Consider the following 20,621-nt stretch of genomic DNA (forward strand, 5'->3'; position numbering starts at 1 on the left):
GCCACGGAAAAATAATGGAAATTCCGATCCGTCACCCGCAAACGCGCCGAACCCAAACGAAAACGACGCCCGGAGCGGGCGCTCGGGCGTCGTTTCTGTCGTCGTGACGTTTTGCGTGGCACCCCGGTCCAGGGTCGGGCCGCGGAGCCACGTGCTTGACGCGTCAGGCGGCCTGCTTGGCGGCGTTCAGCGGGATCTCGACATCGATCTCGAGGATCGACATGTGCTCGTCCCGGTCCATCTTCACATGCACCTTGTCGCTGTCGATCTGCACGTGCTTTGCGATGACGGCGAGGATTTCCTCGCGCAGGATGGCAACCAGGTCGGATCCGGCTGCACCGCGTTCGTGCGCGAGCAGAACCTGCAGCCGCTCGCGCGCCATGGGCGCGGACCTCTGTTTGGTGAAAAGGCGGAAAATGCTCATGCGGCCCTCCGTGCGAAGATCTTGCCGAACAGGCCACGCTTCTCACCGGGGATCGTCACCGGCAGGGTTTCCCCGGCCAGCCGACGGGCGGCATCGAAATAGGCCATGGCCGGCGGGCACCGCACATCGGCGAGCGTAACCGGCGCGCCGATATTGGAGGCACGCAGCACATCCATGCTTTCGGGGATGATGCCGAGCAGCGGGATCGACAGGATCTCCAGCACGTCCTCGACCTTCAGCATGTCGCCACGCTCGGCGCGGACCGGGTCGTAACGCGTGAGAAGCAGGTGCTTCTCCATGCGTTCGCCATTTTCGGCCTTCAGCGTCTTGGAGTCGAGCAGACCGATGATGCGATCGCTGTCGCGCACCGACGAAACTTCCGGATTGGTCACGACCACGGCGACATCCGCATGGCGCATGGCGAGCGTCGCGCCGCGCTCGATGCCGGCCGGGCTGTCGCAGATGATCCAGTCGAAATGCTGCTTCAGCTCGGCAATGACGCGCTCGACGCCGTCTTCCGTCAGATTGTCCTTGTCGCGCGTCTGCGACGCGGGCAGCAGGAACAGGGTCTCGAGCCGCTTGTCCCGGATCAGCGCCTGCGGCAGCTTTGCGTCACCCTGGATGACATTGATCAGATCGTAGACGACGCGGCGCTCGGCGCCCATCACCAGATCGAGATTGCGCAGCCCGACATCGAAGTCGACCACGACAACCTTTTCGTTCCTCTGAGCCAGGGCGGCACCGAGGGCGGCCGTGGACGTGGTCTTGCCGACCCCACCCTTGCCTGACGTAACGACGATGACTTTCCCCATCTTGCTCTCCTGTTTTGGCCGTTTGCGGCTCACTTGAGTTTCTCTGCCATGATCGCATCGTCCTCCAGCCACAGCTGGACGGGCTGTCCGCGGAAGCCGGGGGCCATGTCTTCGGCCATTTTGTAGACGCCGTCGATCGCGACCAGTTCGGCCTCGAGCTTCCGGCAGAAGATCCGTGCGGCCGCGTTGCCGACGGCGCCCGCCATGGCGCGGCCACGCAGCGCGCCATAGATATGGATCGAGCCGCCAGCAATGATTTCGGCACCCGAAGCCACCGAACCGACCACGGTCACATCGCCCTCGGTAAAGACGACGGATTGCCCGGACCTGACCGGCTCCCGGATGACGAGCGATTGCAGCGCCGGGCGGGGCTCGTCCGCGCGCGCCTCGGTGGAGTCCGGCACCGGATCGCCGGACGTTTCGGCATCCGTCGGATCGCTGGTCGCGACCTCGAAGTCGGAAGCCGGGCGTCCACCCTTCAAGGCCGGCGGCATTCCCGGCGCGATTGCGGACGGACGCGCGCCTTCGATGCCCATGATGCTGACATTGCGCTGCGTGAGTTCGTCGACGAGCGCTTTCAGCTGTGCCCGGTCGAGCTTGAGGTCCGCGACATCGAGGACCGCCGGCCGGCCGAAGAAGAAGCCTGCAGATCGCGCGGCGAGGTCATCCAGCCGGATCAGCCACGCGTCGAGCGGCAGGTCCGGTGAGAGAACGACCGCGAGAAAGGAGCGGCCCTTGATACGGATCGAGCGGGCGTCTGTGGGCACTGTGTCCATCTGGGTTAAGGATTCGTTTACGATGTTTAACGCTGGGTTGGTTAATGAAAGGTTAACAGGACCGGCCTTGCCCAAGGCTTGCGGACGGATCGACAGCAGTCAAAACAGCTCTTTCAGGAGCGCTGCGAGCCGTCACGGTGTGCCTTGGGGAACATCCCGCGCCGCGGCACGTTCCAGTGCCACAAAAATGTAAGGGATGGAGGATTGATGGTCACGTCAGAGATTGCGACACAGGATCAGGCCGCAGGCCCCCTGACGAACGGCGCCCTCGACCTGCCCGCCCTGACGATCGATGACTACAATATCGAGATTCGCGACAAGGATGGCTTTATCGGCGACAAGGCGACGAAAGCCGAGTTCCGCGCCAAGCTGGACGCCTGGCGCAAGGTCATGCGCGCGGTCGACATCGACCCGATCGGAAAGGTGCCGACGGCCGATCTTCCGAAGCGCGAGATCGACGGCTTTCTTAAAGGCAAGAACGCCCAAGCATCAGCCCTGGTCTGGAGCGCGGTCGAGGATTTCGCGCAGGAGTTCGCGGATGTCGTCACGCGTTTTCTGAAACAGAAGCACTGGTCCGGCACCGAACGGATCGCGGTCGGCGGCGGCTTCCGGCAGAGCCGGTCGGGCGAACTGGCCATTGCGCGCACCGAGATGCTGCTTGCCGAGCGCGGCGTCCATGTTCACCTGGTTCCGATCGTCCATCATTCCGACGACGCAGGCCTGATCGGCGCGGTACATCTGATGCCGGCCTGGATGCTAAAGGGGCACAAGGCGATCTTCGCCGTGGATATCGGCGGGACGAACATGCGGGCGGGCGTGGTCGATCTCGGAAAGGCGAAGTCCGACAACAGGCATTATCTTGAGGAGGCTGCCGTCTGGCAGTCGGAGATCTGGCGGCACGCCGACGATCGCCCGAGCCGGAGCGCAGCCGTCGAGCGGCTCATCGGGATGCTCAAGGACCTGATCGCCCGTGCCAAGGCGGAAAACCTGGCGCCGGCACCCTTGATCGGTATCGGTTGCCCGGGGATCATCCAGGCGGACGGGTCCATCGAGCGCGGAGGACAGAATCTTCCCGGCGGCAATTGGGAAAGCGACAGCTTCAACCTCCCGGCGGCCATCAAGAAAGCCATTCCCGAGATCGACGGCCATCAGACCGTGGTGATGATGCACAATGATGCGGTCGTCCAGGGCCTTTCCCAGATCCCCTTCATGACAGATATTTCCAAATGGGCCGTGCTCACCATCGGCACCGGGCTCGGCAATGCGCATTTCGTCAACAAGGCGAAGGCGAAGGCCTGAAGGAAGATAGTCCGGTGTCGCATTTGTGAAGCGACGCTTCCTCCGTTCCCGTCTACCGTTTAAGAGACAGGACGAGAGGGAGATGTCGCGATGACGCGCCTGACAGCCAAGGATTTCGACCAGGAGCTCCTGGAACTCTACGATTACTATGCTCATGGAAAGATCTCCAAGCGCGAGTTTCTCGACCGCGCCGCCAAATTCGCGATCGGCGGACTGACGGCTGCGGCGATCCTTTCCTCCATGAGCCCGGATTATGCGCTTGCGCAGCAGGTCGCCTTCACCGATCCCGATATCGTTGCCGAATACATCACCTATCCATCGCCCCGGGGACACGGAGAGGTGCGCGGCTACCTCGTCAAGCCGGCGAAACCGCAGGGACGCGTTGCTGCGGTGGTCGTGGTCCATGAGAACCGCGGCCTCAATCCCTATATCGAAGACGTGGCGCGCCGGGTTGCAAAGACCGGCTTCATAGCCCTGGCGCCCGATGGCCTGAGTTCCGTCGGCGGCTATCCCGGGAATGACGAGAAGGGCCGCGAGTTGCAGAAGACGGTCGACCCGACGAAGCTGATGAACGATTTTTTCGCAGCCGTGGAATTCCTGATGAAGCATGACGCCGCGACCGGGAAGGTCGGAATGACAGGCTTCTGCTATGGCGGCGGTGTCTCCAATGCCGCGGCGGTTGCCTATCCCGAACTGGCCGCGGCCGTGCCGTTTTACGGTCGTCAGCCGAAGTCCGAGGATGTGCCCAAGATCAAGGCGCCCTTGCTTCTGCATTTTGGGGAGCTGGACAAAGGGGTCAACGAAGGCTGGCCCGCTTACGAAGCCGCCTTAAAGGCCGCCGGCAAGACCTATGAGGCGCATATTTATCCCGGCGCCAACCATGGATTCCATAACGACTCGACGCCGCGTTACGATGAAGCGGCCGCAAAGCTGGCCTGGGATCGGACGATCGCCTGGTTCAACCGATATCTCGCATGAGCCGTGGACGATCGTGCCCGGAGCCGAAGGTCGAACACCATCTTTTCGACCGGCGCCCTTTCGACCGGCGCGGGTTCCGGGCAAGCCGCCGGCTTCCGGAACGTCCCCCTTCGCCGGCACAGGTGGGATGCTCCGGGGGCACCGGCGTCAGAATTTCTGGGTCAGCGACACCTTGAAGGTGCGTCCGGCTTCCGAATAAAACGCGGATGCGTTGGCGATGGCCTTGACCTCGAGAGCATCGAGATAGGTCTTGTCGAACATGTTGTAGATACCACCCTGGAGACGCAGGCCGTTCGCCTGTGCGGGCTCCCACCAGCCCGTCAGGTTGACGACACCGTAGCCGCCGGGACGGGTCGCAGCCGCTGAGTCCGCATCGACGGCAGCCGCGGTGACAAGGCTGAGGTCCGTTCCCCAGATCTCGGTGTTGTATCCCAGGCCAAGAATTGCCTTCAGGGGTGCGACGGAGGCGAGGAGCTTGTGCGTATCGAGATCGGTTCCGCGGGCATAGGCGAGCGATCCATGGAGATCGATGCCCGACGACAGCGTTTTCTGCGCACGCGCTTCGACGCCGGAAATCCGAACGCGCGCGCGATTGAAATATTCAACGGTGCCGACCCGATACCCCGCCTCGGGCGTTGTTTCCGTGTCGATGAAGTTCGTATAGCGCGTGCTGTAGGCTGAGACGCGCCCGCCGAAATTCTCATCGCCAAAGCTGGCGCCGGCTTCAAAACCGAAGCTCGTCTCCGGATCAAGATCCGGATTGCCGATCTGCCGGTAGAGCGGGGCATTGTCGTAATTGCTGTAGAGCTGGGCGACGTTCGGCGCCTTGAACGCGGTCGCCACCTGGGCGTAGAGCTCGATGTCCGGACGGACCTGCCAAGCCGCGCGCAATTTGGGCGAGAGGCGGACATCGCTCTGTCCGTCGGGCAGATTAGGGCTGCTGCCAATGCTGGTATAGGTCGCGGTCTCCTGCGGATCGTAACGGTACCCGTCGAGGCGTAGGCCGGGTGTCAGGGAGATGTCGCTCTGGCCGATCCCGATGGTGTCCTCGGCAAACAGGCCCACCATCATGCTGTCGGTATCGGGCATGTCAGAGCGGTTGTTGTGAAAGTTTGCGCAGGGAGGGGCAAAGACGATGTCGCAGCTATCGTCGCCCTTCTGGTACTGGGTTGTCCGGGTCAGGTCGAGATTGCCGCCGAAGGTAAGCTGGTGGCTGAACGCGCCGGTATCAAAGCTCGATCGCGCATAGGCGCTCGCGCCATAGGAGCGCGCTTCATTGGTGCTCGATCGCATGTAGAAGCCGGCCGGTGCGGTCAGCCGGGTGCCGTGGGTGCCTTCAACGCGCTCGGCGCGCTGGAGATAAACGGTCGCAAAGGCGCTGTCGATCCAGCTTCCGTCGCTTTCGGCATCGAAGACATAGTCGAGCGATAACCGGTCCCGCTTCTTGTCGGAACTCCGGTCATAGTCATCTGGCTGGTAGGTCACGCCCTGGGTCTGACGCAAGTTGGTCGACGTGTTCTGGTCGTAATGCTCCGCCGTCCAACCGATCGTATGGCCGCCTTCGAGCGATTGGCGCATCTTGAAGAGAATGTTGCGTCGGTTGAGATCCTGCGGATCGGCCTCCGTGCGCGTCGGGCCGTAACCTCCGGTATCGCCACCTGTCTTTTCCTCATGTCCGTATTTGTAGGAACTCTGGAAGAGCACGGTGGTGTTGTCGAAGCGTTTGGCAACCGCTGCGGCCCCGGTCAGCGCGCGATCGGCGCCGTCATAGCCGAGCTTGGCCACACCGCCGACCGTCGCACCCGCAGCCATCAGGTCTTCCGGCTCCAGCGTATGCAGAATAACCGCGCCGCCGAGTGCTCCGGAGCCGGCCCGGCTCGAATCGGCACCGCGTAGAATGTCGATCGTACCAAGAGACGCGAAATCATAGGTATCGACCCCGCCAAGAGATCCGCGCACGCCGTCCGACAGGTAGGGAATGGGGATGCTGTCAATGGTCGTGCGGACGCGATCGTTTTCCAGACCGCGAATATTGACGCTCTTCGTTGCCGATACGAAACTGACGCCCGGCTCCGTGGTATCCCCGAGATCGTCGAGATTGTCGATCTCCTTCCCTGAGATTTCCTCTGCCGTTGTCCGGGTTGCGAGCGGGGTAACTTCCGGCGCGCCCTGCCGGACGCGTTTGCCCTTGACGACAATCGCAGGCAGCGCCGTCGGCTCTTGCAACGCGGTAGCGTCCTGCGCCATCCCCCCGTCTTGTGCGGCTACTTTGGTTGAGGGTGCCAGCGAACCGATGGCGATAAGGCAAGAGCAGGCAAGACGAAGGGACCGGACGCTCCGAATGATCATGTCGTTTCCTTTCAGCGGACACGGCAAGCCCATTCGCCGCAGGGTTTCCCGCGGAGATGACATGACATGGCCGACATGTTGAACCGGCAGACGAATGCCTGCCCCCTGCTGTGACAGCTATAAAACATGACAATTATAGTCAATATTAAAAGCTGATGTTCGATCCTTGGTTTCTGGGGGTGACAACGAGCATGACGGCGGAGAAAAGCCGGCTTCGACATGGACAAGGCCGTTCCGCCGACTACTTGGAGACCATGCGGTCGCGACGTGTTCGACCTGCTGCTCGGCATGGGTCACGATTCTGACCGACGCACCGCCTGGAAGGAACGACACGCATGCCCCTGCCCCCGCTTTCGGATCGAACGGAGACGCTCGTCGTTCTCCAAGGCGTCTCGAAAAGCTATGGGACAGCCGAGGGCCCGCTCATGGTCCTGCAAGCGATGGACCTCACGCTGGACGCAGGGCAAAGCCTCGCGCTCACCGGTGAATCTGGCAGCGGCAAGAGCACGCTGCTGCATCTGGTCGCGGGCCTCGATCATCCCGACCAAGGCCGGATCATGGTTGACGGACAGGAAATCGGCGGTCTCGACGACAAGGGGCGGGCTAGCCTGCGTCGGTCGACGGTGGGACTGGTGTTTCAGCAGTTCAACCTGATCCCATCCCTGACCGTTGCGGCAAATCTCGCATTTCATGCGCGCCTTGCTGGCCGTTTCAACGCGACGTGGCAGCGGCAGCTGACGGAAAGGCTCGGGCTTGACCACCTCCTTGCCCGCTATCCCGAACAATTGTCCGGCGGCCAACAGCAACGCGTGGCAATCGGGCGTACGCTGGCCGCACGCCCGAAACTGGTGCTGGCGGACGAACCGACCGGCAATCTCGACGAAGCAACGGGCGATGCCGTGATGGCCCTGATGCTGTCGCTCGTGGCGGAAACGGGATCCTCGCTCCTGATGGTCACGCATTCCGACCGTCTGGCGCGATGCCTGGATCGCCGCATCCATCTGCGCTCGGGCTGCATCGACGCAACGACGGTTCCCACGGCATGATGCGCCGCACCGCGATGGCAGCGCTCTTGTCGCATTGGCGCAGACGGCCGATGCAGCTGGTCATGCTGCTCCTTGGTCTGTCGCTTGCGACCGCTCTCTGGTCCGGCGTTCAGGCGATCAATGCCGAGGCGCGCGCGAGCTATGATCGCGCGGCCGCAACGCTCGGACAGGACCGTCTCGACCGGATCGTCAGCGGTACGGGCGCGCCGATCAGGCAATCCGATTATATCGCGCTACGCCGCGCGGGATGGCTCGTTTCGCCGGTGGTCGATGGGACGCTCCGCCTCGGTCAAACGCGCCTCAACATCATTGGCATCGATCCTCTTACCATGCCGACCGAGGGGCTGAATGCGGATGTCGCGCGCGACGGAGATCTCGCAGCCTTCCTCACGCCTCCCGGTCTGCTCTACCTGTCTCCCGAAACGGCGGACAAGCTGTCCGGATCCTCCCTACCGCCGATGAAGCGAACCTCTTCCCTCCCCGCCGGCATCGGCATGACCGATATCGGCGTTGCACAGCAGCTTCTCGGCAAGCCCGGCGAGATCAGCCAGTTGATCGTCGCGCCCGGTCAGCGACGGGATCTGCGGGCGATCGGAGAGATCGCGCCGACATTGGTGGTCAAGGCACCGGATGCGCGAGGCGACCTTGCGCGCCTGACCGACAGCTTTCACCTCAACCTGACCGCCTTCGGATTTCTCGCGTTTGCGGTCGGCCTGTTCATTGTCTATTCCGCCATCGGACTGGCCTTCGAACAGCGACGGGCGACCTTCCGCACGCTCCGCTCGCTGGGCCTCCCGGCATCCACCCTGACAGGCCTTCTTCTGGCGGAGCTTGTGGGGTTCGCCATCGTCGCCGGCGTCGCTGGCGTTCTGCTCGGCTATCTCGTCGGTTCCATCCTTCTACCCGGTGTTGCCGCGACCCTGCAGGGACTCTACGGCGCGAGCGTTCCCGGCACGCTGTCGCTGCGACCACAATGGTGGGCGTCCGGTCTCGCGATCGCGCTGTTTGGCACGCTTGCAGCCGCGGCGCAGAGCCTCTGGCGCGTGTGGCGCATGCCCCTTCTCGCACCGGCCCAGCCACGCGCGTGGGCGCGCGCATCCGAGTCCGGACTTCGGTTGCAAGCGGCAGCGGCCGCGACGCTGTTTGCCGCGACGATCGCCCTTGCAGGCTTTGGTTCGGGCCTCGTTGTCGGTTTTTCCGTGCTCGGGGGCCTGCTTCTCGGTGCCGCGCTGTTGCTGCCAGTCCTTCTCGCGCTGTTCCTCGCCCTCATGCAGCGGCTGGCCCGGCACCCTACCGCACAATGGTTCTGGGCGGATACCCGCCAGCAGCTGCCCGGCCTGTCGCTGGCCCTCATGGCGCTGCTCCTTGCCCTTTCCGCCAACATCGGCGTTGGCACCATGGTCTCGAGCTTCAGGCTGACCTTCACCGGCTGGCTCGATCAGCGGCTTGCGGCCGAGCTTTATGTGACGGCCCGTAGCGAGCCCGAAGCCGCAGCCCTGCGCGGATGGCTGAAGGGCCGGGTCGATGCGGTTCTGCCGATCTGGAGCGTTTCCGGAGAAGTAGCCGACGCACCGGCCGAGATCTACGGTGTCGCGGACGATCCGACATATCGTGAAAACTGGCCGCTCCTCGCCCGCACGACGGAGACCTGGGATCGTGTGGCGAACGGTACCGGGGCGCTGGTCAACGAACAACTGTCACGGCGGGACGGACTTGAGATCGGCGACAGCCTGACGCTTCCTGGCGGCTGGACCACGACGATTGCCGGCGTCTACTCCGACTACGGCAATCCCCTCCCCCAGGTGATGATCGGTCTTGATGCGCTGACCACCCACTATCCCGACGTCGCGCGCCTTCGCTACGGGCTCCGGCTTCCCCCGGAAAACGTCGCCGCTGTCTCGGAGGCTTTGCGCGCGCGCTTCGACCTTCCGCCGGAGAACATCGTCGATCAGGGGAGCCTCAAGCGCCGTTCCCTCGCGGTTTTCGAACAGACTTTTTCGGTCACCGCCGCCCTCAACGTTCTCACGCTCGGCGTGGCTGGTCTCGCCATGTTTGCCAGCTTGATGACGCTTTCCACAATGCGGCTGCCGCAGCTTGCGCCGATCTGGGCCATGGGACTGACCCGCCGCCAGCTTGTCGTTCTCGAACTCGCAAGAACCCTGGTTCTGGCCGTGATCACCCTGATTGCGGCCTTGCCCGTCGGGCTCGGGCTGGCCTGGGTGCTGCTCTCGGTCGTCAATGTCGAAGCTTTCGGCTGGCAGCTTCCCATGCATGTCTTCCCCGCCGACTGGGTGCGGCTTGCGATACTTGCCCTTGGCGCGAGCCTTCTGTCGGCCCTCATTCCCCTGCGCCAGCTGGCCGCCACGGCGCCTTCCGACCTCCTGAAAGTCTTTGCCAATGAACGGTAGGCTCCCCACCGCCAAAGTTGTCATTCTGCTCCTGATGTCGGTTCTGCTCGGCTTCAGCCAGCCGATGCCGGCCGGCGCGCAAGGTTTCGCCGGTCTCGGCACGACGGCCGAAGGCTTCGCCGTGCCAGAGCCCGGCAAAAGCTTCGCGTTCCCGCGCGATCATGGCGCGCATCCCGATTTCCGCATCGAATGGTGGTACATCACGGCCAACCTCATGGGCGCCGACGGAAAGGCGTACGGGGTGCAGTGGACGCTCTTCCGGTCCGCGCTGCAGCCGGGAGACCATGAGGGTTGGAACAGTCCGCAGATCTGGATGGGACATGCCGGTCTGACGACGCCGGACCGGCACTTCGTGGCGGAGCGCATTGCCCGAGGCGGCATCGGTCAGGCCGGCGTCACACCGGAGCCGTTCGACGCCTGGATCGATGACTGGCGCATGCAGGCCGCCGCACCGGCGAAAGGGTCGGAGACGAACGCGCCGAGTGATGGACTTGCGAATGTCACGCTCAGGGCCACGGGAGCAGAATTCGGCTATGCGCTCGGCCTCACAGCGAAGGGTCCGATCGTGCTGCAGGGGCAAGGCGGATATTCGGTCAAGTCTGCCGCGGGACAGGCGAGCTACTATTATTCCCAACCCTTCTACACCGTCCGCGGCACGATTTCGTTGCCCGGCGGCGATGTCGCGGTCACCGGCCAGGCCTGGCTCGATCGGGAATGGTCGTCGCAGCCCTTGGCAGCGGACCAGACGGGCTGGGACTGGTTCTCGTTGCATTTCGACAGCGGCGACAAGCTGATGGGCTTTCGTCTTCGCGACAGCGGCGCCGGCTACACATCCGCCACCTGGATCGCGGCAGACGGAACGCCCTCCCCCCTCCCCCCGGGGGCCCTGACGGTCGAGCCCCTCTCCTCTGCGCAGGTTGCGGGGCGGACGGTGCCTGTCGGATGGCGCCTGAGGCTTCCCGCCCGCGGTCTCGACATCACAACCACCGCCGTGAACCCGCAAGCGTGGATGGCGACACGGACGCCCTACTGGGAAGGCCCGATCAGCGTCTCCGGTAGCCATCAGGGGCGCGGCTATCTGGAGATGACCGGTTATTGACGGCAGACGCGGCGACGGGCAATGGACGACGTGGTGGATGTCGTCCGTGATTTCAGGGCATCCGCCGACGAATAGGATTAGACGTTTCAAGGCGTAACGGATAATTTACACGCAATGAACGCAGCGATTTCAGTCGAAAACAGTGCACAGCCGGATTTTCGTTCTCAGGACGCCGCAGGTAGACTCGACGTTGGCGCGCGCGCCGACGAGGAACGGATGAGACGATGACAACTGACCTGGGTTCGACGGCGATGACCGGCGTGAAGGGCCTCGACGACGTGCTGGCAGGCGGCCTCTCACGCCGGCACGTTTTTCTGCTGGAAGGCTCCCCTGGCACGGGCAAGACGACGATCTCCTTGCAGTTCCTGCTGGAGGGCGCGGCCCGCGGAGAGCGCTGTCTCTATATCACGCTGTCGGAAACGGAGGATGAACTCCGCAGCAGCGCCACCTCCCACGGCATGACGATCGGCGAGGACATCACGATTTTCGAACTCGTGCCGCCGGAAAGCCTGCTGGACTCCGAACAGCAGCAGAGCCTGCTTTACTCCTCCGATCTCGAACTCGGCGAAACGACCAAGCTGATCTTCGAAGCCTTCGAGCGCGTGCGCCCGAGCCGGGTCGTCATCGACAGTCTTTCGGAGATCCGTCTCCTGGCGCAGAGTTCCCTGCGCTACCGGCGCCAGATCCTTGCATTGAAGCACTATTTCTCGAAATCGGGCGCGACCGTTCTGCTTCTCGACGATCTTACCGCGGATGTCCTCGACAAGACGGTGCACAGCGTCGTCCATGGTGTCATTCATCTGGAGGAACTGTCCCCGAACTATGGCGCCGAACGTCGCCGCCTGCGCATCATCAAGTATCGCGGCAGGGCCTATCGCGGCGGCTACCACGACTACATCATCGAAACCGGCGGCGTCGTCGTGTTCCCCCGCCTGCGCGCGACGGAACACCGGACGGACTTCGCGCGGACCATGCTTAGCAGCGGCATTCCCGCCTTCGACGGCCTTCTCGGCGGCGGCATTACCCGCGGATCGAGCACGCTCCTCATCGGGCCGGCCGGCACGGGCAAAAGTCTCTTCGGTCTGCAGTTCGTGGACGCAGCGGTCAAGCGCGGCGAAACCGCGGCCATCTTCGTCTTCGACGAGGAACTGGGCCTGCTCTTTGCCCGCACGCGCAGCATGGGCATCGATCTGGAAGCGATGCGCGCTGCCGGACACCTCTACATCGAACAGCTGGATGCCGCAGAACTGTCGCCCGGCGAGTTCGCGCAGCGCGTTCGCGAAAGCGTGACCCGTTCCAACGCGAAAACGGTCCTGATCGACAGCGTCAATGGCTATCAGGCTGCGATGCCGGAGGAAAATGCGCTCATTCTCCACATTCACGAGCTTTTGCAATATCTCAACCGCCAGGGCGCAAACACCTTCCTGACCGTTGCCCAGCACGGCTTGGTCGGCGACATGAAGTCGCCCGTCGACGTCACGTACCTCGCGGATACCGTCATTCTGCTGCGCTATTTCGAGGCGATGGGGAAGGTGCGTCGAGCGGTCTCCGTCATCAAGAAGCGGACAGGTCACCACGAGGACACGATCCGCGAATACCGGATCGGGTCGGATGGCTTGAGCCTTGGCGAGCCGCTGGTGGGCTTTCAGGGCGTGCTTCGCGGCGTGCCGGTTCTCGCCAGCGGGGGCCCGTCGCTGATGCCGCCTGCCGATGGGAGTGGCGACAATTACTGATCGCGTTGCGACCGTTCTCGTCCTCGCGCCTGCCGGGCGCGATGCCCAGATAGCAGCATCCCTGCTCGCGGAGGCGGGGATGACATGCCTATCCGCAGAAAGCATGGCCCAGTTCGTCGAGAGGCTTGGCGAAAACATCGCCTTTGGCGTCCTCACCGAGGAAGCCCTTCGTTCGACCGATCTCAAGGCCCTTTCCGGCTGGATTTCGGCACAGCCAAGCTGGTCGGATCTTCCCTTCATCGTGCTCACACAGCGCGGCGGCGGACCCGAGCGCAATCCTGCGGCCGCCCGGCTCTCCGAGGTGCTCGGCAACGTCAGTTTCATCGAGCGACCGTTCCATGCGACGACCTTCATCAGCGTCGCCCGAACGGCCATGCGTGGACGACGTCGGCAGTTCGACGCGCAACTTCGGATGCAGGCGCTGGACGACGGCGAGCGGCGATTGGCCACGGCACTCGAGGCCGGAAGGCTCGGCGCCTGGGAGTTCGACCTCGCCACGGAAGCGTTAACGACGTCCGTCACGTGCCGTTCGATTTTCGGACGCGGCGCGGATGACACGCTGAGCTACGACGAACTGATCTCGACCATCCATCCGGAAGATCGCGAGCGGATGATCGACGCGGTCCGGCATACGATCGAGACCGGGCAGGATTACGCGATCGAATACAAGGTCGTCTGGCCGGACGGGTCGCTGCACTGGGCGGAGATCCGGGCGCAGGTCTATCGCGATGGTCACGGCCGGCCGGTCAAGCTCGTCGGTGTCTCCGCCGATATCACGGAGCGGCGCCGGCTTGAGGAACAGCAGCGACAGATCAACGAGACGCTGGAAGACCGCGTGACGAAGCGGACGGCAGAGCTCGAGGAAGCGCATGCCGCGGTCATGAGCGAGGTCGCGCAGCGCGAGAAAGCCGAGGAGCAACTGCGACAGGCGCTGAAGATGGAGGCCATCGGACAGTTGACGGGGGGTGTCGCGCACGATTTCAACAACCTGTTGATGGCGGTCCTCGGAAACCTCGAACTTCTGCGCAAGCATGTGGATGGCGACGCCAAGGCTGTTCGACTGATCGACGGTGCCGTCCAGGGCGCGCGCCGCGGCGCGTCGCTGACCCAGCGCCTGCTGGCCTTTGCGCGACGGCAGGACCTACAGGTCGGGCCGGTGGACCTCCACAAGCTGGTGACGGAGATGGAAGATCTTCTGCGCCGATCCGTCGGCTCCGCCATCACCTTGCAGAGCGAGATTACCGCAGATCTGCCGCCGGCAGAGGCAGACAGCAATCAGCTCGAACTTGCTCTCCTCAATCTCGTCGTCAATGCGCGCGATGCGATGCCGGACGGCGGAACCATCACCATCCGGCTCGACATGGAAGATCGCGCCGTTGCCACCGACGTGCTCTCGGCCGGTCGCTATCTCGTGCTTTCGGTTACCGACACCGGCACCGGGATGGATGCGGAAACGCTACGCAAGGCCATCGATCCGTTCTTTTCTACCAAGGAGCTGGGAAAAGGTACCGGCCTTGGTCTGTCGATGATCCATGGCCTCGCGATCCAGCTGAAGGGCGCGCTGCAGCTGTCGAGCCGGCCCGGCCAAGGCACGACGGCCGTCCTGCGCCTCCCGGTCGCAAAACCAAGCGAAGCGCGCGAAACGGCTTTCCCGCCGGAGGTTCCGTCTGTCGGTCCGTCGCAAGAGTCGGGCTCGCTGCGAATCCTCATGGTCGATGACGATGCCCTGATCGCCATGAGCACCGTGGACATGCTGGAAGATCTCGGTCACAGCGTGGTCGAGGCCAATTCCGGTCGTCAGGCCCTCGGTATTCTGGAAGGCGGCGACGTCTTCGACCTGATGATCACCGACTTCTCGATGCCGGGTATGAACGGGGCAGAACTGGCCAGGAAGGCACTGGCGATGCGGCCGCATCTGAAGATCCTCATTGCGACGGGATATGCAGAATTGCCTGCGGGAGCGGAACTCAACATCCCGAGGCTCGGCAAGCCCTATTCGCAGGATCAGTTGGCAACCGAGATCGCAAAGATCGTCTGCCAGTCCTGAAGCGGAAATGAAGCGGCTACCGCTTGATGCGCAGGATTGTCTCGATCTCCACCGTCATGCCGTTGGGCAGCGAGCCCATGCCGATCGCCGACCGCGCATGACGTCCGTCCTCGCCCATCACCTCGATCAGCAGGTCGGAAAACCCGTTGATGACGAACGGATGGTCGGTGAAATCGGGCGTGGCGTTGACCATTCCAAAAACCTTGATGACCTCGACCGCGTCGAGATCCCCCACCGCATGCTGCACCGTCGACAGAACCTGAAGCGCGACGATACGGGCGTGGCCTCGCGCCTCCTCGATCGAGACATCGCGCCCGACTTTTCCCGTATGCCAGCCTCCGCCGGCCCGTGCCGCACCTCGCCCCGCCAGATAGAGCATGTCGCCCGCTTTCTTAGCCCGCACATAATTACCGCCGGGTGCCAGCGGGGCCGGCAATGCCAGGCCTAGTTCCTCCAGTCGTCGGTAGCAGCTCATGGCCTCCCCTCCCCTCTCTAGACGCTGCTCAGAAGCAGGCTCGTCTCGCTGTTCGACACGCCCTCGATCATCCGGACCTCACGAAGCACCCGGTCGAAATCCGACAAGGTCGCAGAACGCATGTTCGCCACCAGATCCCAATTTCCGTTGGTCGTATGGAGCGCGTAGATTTCGGGAATACCCCGAAGCCGGCGGATCACCTGGGTCGTCGATTTTCCGACGACCTCGATCATCATCACGGCATGGATGGTCTGTGCATCGAAATCCTCGCGCAGGCGCACGGTGAAGCCAAGGAGGGTTCCGGTGTCCAGCAGGCGGTCCAGACGGTTCTGGACGGTGCCGCGTGCGACACCCAGCGCGTCCGACAACTTGGATAGCGATGCCCGTCCATCTACCCTGAGATGGGCAATGATGCGCCGATCAAGATCGTCCGGCACATAGATCGCCGTGGTCGCGTCCTTGGAATATCTCACAGATCACATGTCCATCTGCATGGGAAGTTGGCGGATTAGACATTGTTGATCGCACTTTGTCATCCCCTCTGTCACTGACGCAAAGCGCCGCCGAATCACAAGGTCCGGCGGCGGGTCGTGACGCCCGATGGGATCGCAGGCCTATTCGGCGGGCTGAAGATGCGGGTGGTCCCCCTCTGCCGACGTCTTCAGCGGTCGGTTTCCAGCCAGCCTGCGCACCAGCACATAGAAGACCGGGGTCATGAAGATCCCGAAGATCGTGACGCCGATCATGCCGGAGAAGACGGCGATCCCCATGGCGGCCCGCATTTCGGCCCCCGCCCCCGTGGAGATGACGAGCGGCACCACGCCCATGATGAACGCCATCGACGTCATCAGAATGGGGCGCAGACGCAGCCGGCTTGCCTCGACAGCCGCCTGCAGGGGCGTCCGTCCTTCGAACTCCAGCTCGCGCGCGAACTCGACGATCAGGATGGCGTTCTTTGCCGACAGTCCGACAAGGACGACAAGGCCGATCTGGGTAAAGATGTTGTTGTCGCCCCCTGTCAGCCACACCCCGGTGAGCGCGGCCAACACGCCCATCGGCACGATCATGATGATGGCAAGGGGCAGTGTGAGGCTCTCATATTGGGCCGCGAGCACGAGATAGACGAGAAGCAAAGCGAGCGGAAAGACCAGGAACCCGGAGCTGCCTGCCAGGATCTGCTGGTAGGTAAGATCGGTCCATTCGAAATCGATTCCGGAGGGCAGCGTTTCCCGCGCGATCTGCTCGATGGCGGCTTGCGCCTGACCGGACGAGAATCCCGGTGCCGGTGCGCCGTTGACATCCGCCGCGAGGAAACCGTTGTACCGGGTCGTTCGCTCCGGCCCTGTGGTGGCATCGACGTTCAGAAGCGCCGACAACGGGATCATCTGGCCCGTCTGCGAGCGGACCTTCAGCTGTCCGATATCCTCTGGCTTTGCCCGATATTTCGCATCCGCCTGGACACGTACGCTGTAGGTTCGCCCGAATGCATTGAAATCGTTGACATAAAGAGAACCGAGATAAATCTGCAGAGCATCGAAGACGTCTGTGACCGACACACCGAGTTGTTCGGCCTTTGTACGGTCAAGGTCTGCAAAGAGCTGCGGAACATTGATCTGGAAGCTGGAGAAGATGCCCGCCAGCTCCGGTGTCTGGTAGGCCTTGCCGATGAAGGCTTTGGTCGCCTCATCCAGGGCCTGATAGCCGTAGCCGGCGCGGTCCTCGATCTGCAGCTTGAAGCCGCCTGTGGATCCAAGACCGTTGACGGGCGGCGGCGGGAACATGGCGATGAAAGCATCCTGGATGCCGGCATATTTCTGGTTCAGCTGCATTGCGATGGCGCCGCCCGAAAGCTCCGGCGTCGTTCGTTTTTCGAAGTCATCCAGAATGGCGAAGACGATCCCGGCATTGGAGCCGATCGTAAACCCGTTGATCGACAGTCCGGGGAAGGCGATCGCATTCTTCACGCCTGGCTGCTGCAGCGCGATGTCGCTCATCTTCTTGATGACGCTCTCGGTTCTATCGAGGGTCGCACCATCGGGAAGTTGGGCGAAACCAATCAGATACTGCTTGTCCTGCGCCGGGACGAACCCGCCGGGAACCGCGTTGAACATGGCATAGGTCGCGCCGGCCAGCGCGAGATAGATGACCATGACGACGCTCTTGCGCGACAGAAGTCCACCAATGCTGCGGCCATACCCGTTGGACGCCGCACCGAAGGCACGATTGAACCCCCGGAAGAACCAACCGAGCGCCTTGTCCATAGCGATCGTCAGAACGTCCTTCTTGGCATGATGCCCCTTGAGCAGCAGGGCGGCCAGCGCCGGTGACAGCGTCAGCGAATTGATGGCGGAGATCACGGTGGAGATTGCGATGGTAAGCGCAAACTGACGGTAGAACTGCCCGGAAAGCCCCGTAATGAAGGCCAGCGGTACGAAGACGGCGACCAGCACCAAGGCAATCGCGATGATGGGTCCGGAGACCTCCTGCATCGCGCGATAGGTCGCTTCGCGCGGTGCCAGGCCATTTTCGATGTTGCGCTCGACATTTTCCACAACGACGATCGCGTCGTCCACGACGATGCCGATGGCTAGAACGAGACCAAACAGGGTCAACGCGTTCACCGAGAAGCCGAAGACATACATCACAGCGAAGGTGCCGATGATGGAGACGGGAACGGCAATCAGGGGGATGATCGACGCGCGCCATGTCTGCAGGAACAGGATGACGACGATGACGACAAGGGCGATCGCCTCGAGCAAGGTATCGATCACCTTTTCGATGGACGCGCGAACGAACTCCGTCGTGTCATAAACGATCTCGAACCGAACGCCCTCGGGCATGGCTTTCGCCAGTTCCGCCATGGTCTCCCGAACGTTGTCGGAAATGGCGATGGCGTTGGAGCCCGGCGACTGGAAGACGGGCACAGCCACGGCGGGTTCTCCGTCCAGAAGCGAGCGCAGCGTATAATCGGCGGCGCCGAGCTCGATCCGGGCAACGTCCCGTAGCCGGGTTATCTCGCCATTGCTCCCGCTCTTGACGATGATATTGCCGAATTGCTCGGGCGTTTGCAGACGTCCCTGCGCGTTTACGGAAAGCTGCAGATCCGTGCCGGGAAGCGTTGGAGACGCCCCGATGATGCCGGCTGCAGCCTGCACGTTCTGCTGGCGGATGGCGGTGGTGATGTCGCTGGCGGCAAGCCCGTATTCGGCGGCCTTCTGGGGGTCGATCCAGACACGCATCGAGTAGTCGCCGGCTCCGAAAACCTGAACCTGCCCTACGCCTTCGATGCGCGCGAGCCGGTCCTTGATGTTGAGAACCGCATAATTGCGGAGATAGGTGAGGTCGTAGCGACCGCCGGTAGACACCAGATTGACGACCATCATCAGGTCGGGCGAACTCTTGACTGTCGTGACGCCAAGCGCACGGACTTCTGCGGGCAGACGGGGTTCCGCTTGCGATACCCGGTTCTGGACGAGCTGCTGCGCCTTGTCGGGGTCGGTGCCGAGCTTGAACGTGACCGTCAGCGTCAGGACGCCATCAGCCGTTGCCTGGCTGGACATGTAGAGCATGTCTTCGACGCCATTGATCGACTCTTCCAAGGGGGTCGCGACGGTTTCCGCGATCACCTTCGGATTGGCGCCAGGATATGTCCCGCGGACGACGATCGATGGGGGAACGACATCCGGATATTCGGAAATCGGCAAGGCGCGCATGCCGATCAGGCCTGCAACGACGATAAGAACCGACAGGACGCCGGCAAACACCGGTCTGTCGATGAAAAACCTCGAAATGTTCATGTCATAACCCCTCTCCGGGACTGATCAGGAGACGAATGACCCTGCTCGCGGCAGGGAGACCGCAAGGTCGGGCAATGGTAAAAACTGTGGGTTTGGGAGGCGACCGATGCCGATGAAACGAGTTGTCTTCCATCAGCATCGGTCTTGCGAGGCCGCGGCCGGTCTACTGCTGGGCGACCTTCGCTTCGGTCTGTGGATCGACCAGTGCTCCGGGACGAACCCGTTGAAGCCCGTTGACCACGATCCGGTCTCCTGCGGTGAGGCCCTTTTCGACGATACGCTGGCCATCGACGGTGGTTCCGAGCTCGATCTGGCGGTAGACGATCGTATTTTGAGGATCGACCACGAAGACGAACTTCTTGTCCTGGTCGGTTCCGACAGCCTTTTCGCTAATCATCAGGCGGTTTTCCGGCGCGGGATCACCCATGCGGATGCGCACGAACTGTCCTGGAAGCAGACGTCCGCCGGGATTGTCAAACACGGCGCGAACACGCACTGTGCCGCTTTGTGCGTTGACCTCGTTGTCGATCCACTGGAGCTGACCGTGCACGGCTGTCCCCTCCCCCGCTCCCGTGGCGAGTTCCACGGGTATGCGAGACAGGTCCGGCGCGCCTGACGTATCATGACCGAGTTGCGCAAGCGTCCGCCGGACCAGATCCTCGGTGACATCGAAACTCGCATAGATCGGATCAATCGAGACGAGCGTCGTCAGCACAGGCGAGCCCGATCCTGCTGCCACCAGATTGCCCTCGGTGATTTCACGACGCCCGACCCGTCCGGAAATCGGTGCCCGAACCTCGGTATAGCCAAGATCCAGTTGGGCGACATGCAAGGAGGCTTTTGCCGACTGAAGGGCTGCCAATGCTTCCGCCTTTGCGCTGCGGCGCTGGGCAAGGTCGCTGTCGGAAAGCACGTTCTTTGTTGTCAGTCGCTCGCCGCGATCCAGCTCCGTGCTCGCATAGGCAAGCCGTGCTTCTGCCGACGCGACCTGGCCTTCCGCCTGCGCGACGGCCGCCTGATAGGGTTCCGGATCGATCGTCACGAGAAGATCTCCAGCCTTGACCAAAGCGCCTTCGCGAAACGCAACGGACTGTACCGCCCCGGCGACCCTCGGCCGGATCTGTACCCGGCCGACAGCCTCCAGCCGGCCGGAAAACGTCTGCCAGGTCGCGACATTGCGCGCTTCGACGGTTGCAACCGTCACAGGCACCGCCTGCGGAGCCGCCGCCGCAACAGGCTCGGCCGCCACTGCGCCCCCGGTTCGTTCGAAATAGAAGGCTGCCCCCGCAACGGACGCAGCAATGCTCAGGCCGGCGCCCATCAGGGCCCAGCGGTTTGTTCTTGCTGTCATGTTCAACTCCTTGGCCCCGGATGGCGC

At 63.0% G+C, this 20,621-nt stretch carries 15 protein-coding genes; 7 read left to right on the forward strand and 8 right to left on the reverse strand.

Features of this window, described 5'->3' with window-relative positions:
- Positions 1 to 163 precede the first annotated feature (163 nt).
- From minE to minC, 3 genes are read right to left on the reverse strand one after another with little or no spacing between them, the layout of a single operon-like run.
- Positions 164 to 424, reverse strand: coding sequence for a cell division topological specificity factor MinE (gene minE, locus ASG03_RS11290; protein ID WP_062478188.1), 261 nt, complete (start codon positions 422 to 424; stop codon positions 164 to 166).
- The gene (minD, locus tag ASG03_RS11295; RefSeq protein ID WP_062478191.1) at positions 421 to 1,236 is read right to left on the reverse strand and encodes a septum site-determining protein MinD; all 816 of its coding nucleotides are present in this window, start codon (positions 1,234 to 1,236) and stop codon (positions 421 to 423) included. Before minD ends, minE begins: the two co-directional genes overlap by 4 nt.
- A 29-nt stretch (positions 1,237 to 1,265) precedes the next feature.
- The gene (gene minC / locus ASG03_RS11300; RefSeq protein WP_062693637.1) at positions 1,266 to 2,012 is read right to left on the reverse strand and encodes a septum site-determining protein MinC; all 747 of its coding nucleotides are present in this window, start codon (positions 2,010 to 2,012) and stop codon (positions 1,266 to 1,268) included.
- 207 nt (positions 2,013 to 2,219) lie between these two features.
- Here minC and ASG03_RS11305 point away from each other — a divergent pair, with 207 nt between their 5' ends.
- Positions 2,220 to 3,311 (forward strand): ROK family protein, encoded by a 1,092-nt coding sequence (locus ASG03_RS11305; RefSeq protein WP_062693638.1) that lies wholly within the window; start codon positions 2,220 to 2,222, stop codon positions 3,309 to 3,311.
- A gap of 90 nt (positions 3,312 to 3,401) precedes the next feature.
- Entirely contained in the window at positions 3,402 to 4,289 is an 888-nt protein-coding gene (gene yghX / locus ASG03_RS11310; protein WP_062693639.1) for a YghX family hydrolase, read from the forward strand.
- A 147-nt stretch (positions 4,290 to 4,436) separates the two neighbouring features.
- On the opposite strand, the gene ASG03_RS11315 is transcribed toward yghX, so the two are convergent.
- Positions 4,437 to 6,536, reverse strand: coding sequence for a TonB-dependent hemoglobin/transferrin/lactoferrin family receptor (locus ASG03_RS11315; RefSeq protein WP_062693640.1), 2,100 nt, complete (start codon positions 6,534 to 6,536; stop codon positions 4,437 to 4,439).
- Between the two features lie 437 nt (positions 6,537 to 6,973).
- Here ASG03_RS11315 and ASG03_RS11320 point away from each other — a divergent pair, with 437 nt between their 5' ends.
- The 5 genes from ASG03_RS11320 (at position 6,974) to ASG03_RS11340 (ending at position 14,971) form a co-directional block, all read left to right on the forward strand.
- Positions 6,974 to 7,684: an ABC transporter ATP-binding protein gene (locus ASG03_RS11320; protein WP_062693641.1), complete on the forward strand. Its 711-nt coding sequence runs from the start codon at positions 6,974 to 6,976 to the stop codon at positions 7,682 to 7,684.
- Positions 7,684 to 10,092: an ABC transporter permease gene (locus ASG03_RS11325; RefSeq protein ID WP_062693842.1), complete on the forward strand. Its 2,409-nt coding sequence runs from the start codon at positions 7,684 to 7,686 to the stop codon at positions 10,090 to 10,092. Before ASG03_RS11320 ends, ASG03_RS11325 begins: the two co-directional genes overlap by 1 nt.
- Positions 10,082 to 11,191 (forward strand): lipocalin-like domain-containing protein, encoded by a 1,110-nt coding sequence (locus tag ASG03_RS11330; RefSeq protein WP_062693642.1) that lies wholly within the window; start codon positions 10,082 to 10,084, stop codon positions 11,189 to 11,191. Before ASG03_RS11325 ends, ASG03_RS11330 begins: the two co-directional genes overlap by 11 nt.
- Positions 11,192 to 11,415: 224 nt before the next feature.
- Entirely contained in the window at positions 11,416 to 12,924 is a 1,509-nt protein-coding gene (locus ASG03_RS11335; RefSeq protein ID WP_062478209.1) for an ATPase domain-containing protein, read from the forward strand.
- Positions 12,902 to 14,971 (forward strand): hybrid sensor histidine kinase/response regulator, encoded by a 2,070-nt coding sequence (locus ASG03_RS11340; protein WP_082475704.1) that lies wholly within the window; start codon positions 12,902 to 12,904, stop codon positions 14,969 to 14,971. The genes ASG03_RS11335 and ASG03_RS11340 overlap by 23 nt, the downstream gene beginning before the upstream one ends.
- A gap of 16 nt (positions 14,972 to 14,987) precedes the next feature.
- Here ASG03_RS11340 and ASG03_RS11345 read toward each other — a convergent pair whose 3' ends face one another.
- From ASG03_RS11345 to ASG03_RS11360, 4 genes are all read right to left on the reverse strand, one after another.
- Positions 14,988 to 15,446: a RidA family protein gene (locus ASG03_RS11345; RefSeq protein ID WP_062693643.1), complete on the reverse strand. Its 459-nt coding sequence runs from the start codon at positions 15,444 to 15,446 to the stop codon at positions 14,988 to 14,990.
- Positions 15,447 to 15,463: 17 nt separating this feature from the next.
- A complete protein-coding gene (locus tag ASG03_RS11350) occupies positions 15,464 to 15,919 on the reverse strand; it encodes an Lrp/AsnC family transcriptional regulator (RefSeq protein ID WP_062478215.1) in 456 nt (151 codons plus the stop codon).
- A 141-nt stretch (positions 15,920 to 16,060) separates the two neighbouring features.
- On the reverse strand, positions 16,061 to 19,243 hold the full coding sequence (locus tag ASG03_RS11355; protein ID WP_062693644.1) for an efflux RND transporter permease subunit: 3,183 nt from the start codon (positions 19,241 to 19,243) through the stop codon (positions 16,061 to 16,063).
- A 163-nt stretch (positions 19,244 to 19,406) separates the two neighbouring features.
- On the reverse strand, positions 19,407 to 20,594 hold the full coding sequence (locus ASG03_RS11360) for an efflux RND transporter periplasmic adaptor subunit (protein ID WP_062693645.1): 1,188 nt from the start codon (positions 20,592 to 20,594) through the stop codon (positions 19,407 to 19,409).
- Between the last annotated feature and the right edge of the window lie 27 nt (positions 20,595 to 20,621).

The organism is Rhizobium sp. Leaf341 (assembly GCF_001424325.1).
Taxonomy (GTDB): domain Bacteria; phylum Pseudomonadota; class Alphaproteobacteria; order Rhizobiales; family Rhizobiaceae; genus Ferranicluibacter.

What these genes read in the sequence shown, in the direction of transcription:
- minE (WP_062478188.1), bottom strand. Translation starts at nt 424, where the DNA reads ATGAGCATTTTCCGCCTTTTCACCAAACAGAGGTCCGCGCCCATGGCG.
- minD (WP_062478191.1), bottom strand. Translation starts at nt 1,236, where the DNA reads ATGGGGAAAGTCATCGTCGTTACGTCAGGCAAGGGTGGGGTCGGCAAG.
- minC (WP_062693637.1), bottom strand. Translation starts at nt 2,012, where the DNA reads ATGGACACAGTGCCCACAGACGCCCGCTCGATCCGTATCAAGGGCCGC.
- ASG03_RS11305 (WP_062693638.1), top strand. Translation starts at nt 2,220, where the DNA reads ATGGTCACGTCAGAGATTGCGACACAGGATCAGGCCGCAGGCCCCCTG.
- yghX (WP_062693639.1), top strand. Translation starts at nt 3,402, where the DNA reads ATGACGCGCCTGACAGCCAAGGATTTCGACCAGGAGCTCCTGGAACTC.
- ASG03_RS11315 (WP_062693640.1), bottom strand. Translation starts at nt 6,536, where the DNA reads ATGGCGCAGGACGCTACCGCGTTGCAAGAGCCGACGGCGCTGCCTGCG.
- ASG03_RS11320 (WP_062693641.1), top strand. Translation starts at nt 6,974, where the DNA reads ATGCCCCTGCCCCCGCTTTCGGATCGAACGGAGACGCTCGTCGTTCTC.
- ASG03_RS11325 (WP_062693842.1), top strand. Translation starts at nt 7,684, where the DNA reads ATGCGCCGCACCGCGATGGCAGCGCTCTTGTCGCATTGGCGCAGACGG.
- ASG03_RS11330 (WP_062693642.1), top strand. Translation starts at nt 10,082, where the DNA reads ATGAACGGTAGGCTCCCCACCGCCAAAGTTGTCATTCTGCTCCTGATG.
- ASG03_RS11335 (WP_062478209.1), top strand. Translation starts at nt 11,416, where the DNA reads ATGACAACTGACCTGGGTTCGACGGCGATGACCGGCGTGAAGGGCCTC.
- ASG03_RS11340 (WP_082475704.1), top strand. Translation starts at nt 12,902, where the DNA reads ATGGGAGTGGCGACAATTACTGATCGCGTTGCGACCGTTCTCGTCCTC.
- ASG03_RS11345 (WP_062693643.1), bottom strand. Translation starts at nt 15,446, where the DNA reads ATGAGCTGCTACCGACGACTGGAGGAACTAGGCCTGGCATTGCCGGCC.
- ASG03_RS11355 (WP_062693644.1), bottom strand. Translation starts at nt 19,243, where the DNA reads ATGAACATTTCGAGGTTTTTCATCGACAGACCGGTGTTTGCCGGCGTC.
- ASG03_RS11360 (WP_062693645.1), bottom strand. Translation starts at nt 20,594, where the DNA reads ATGACAGCAAGAACAAACCGCTGGGCCCTGATGGGCGCCGGCCTGAGC.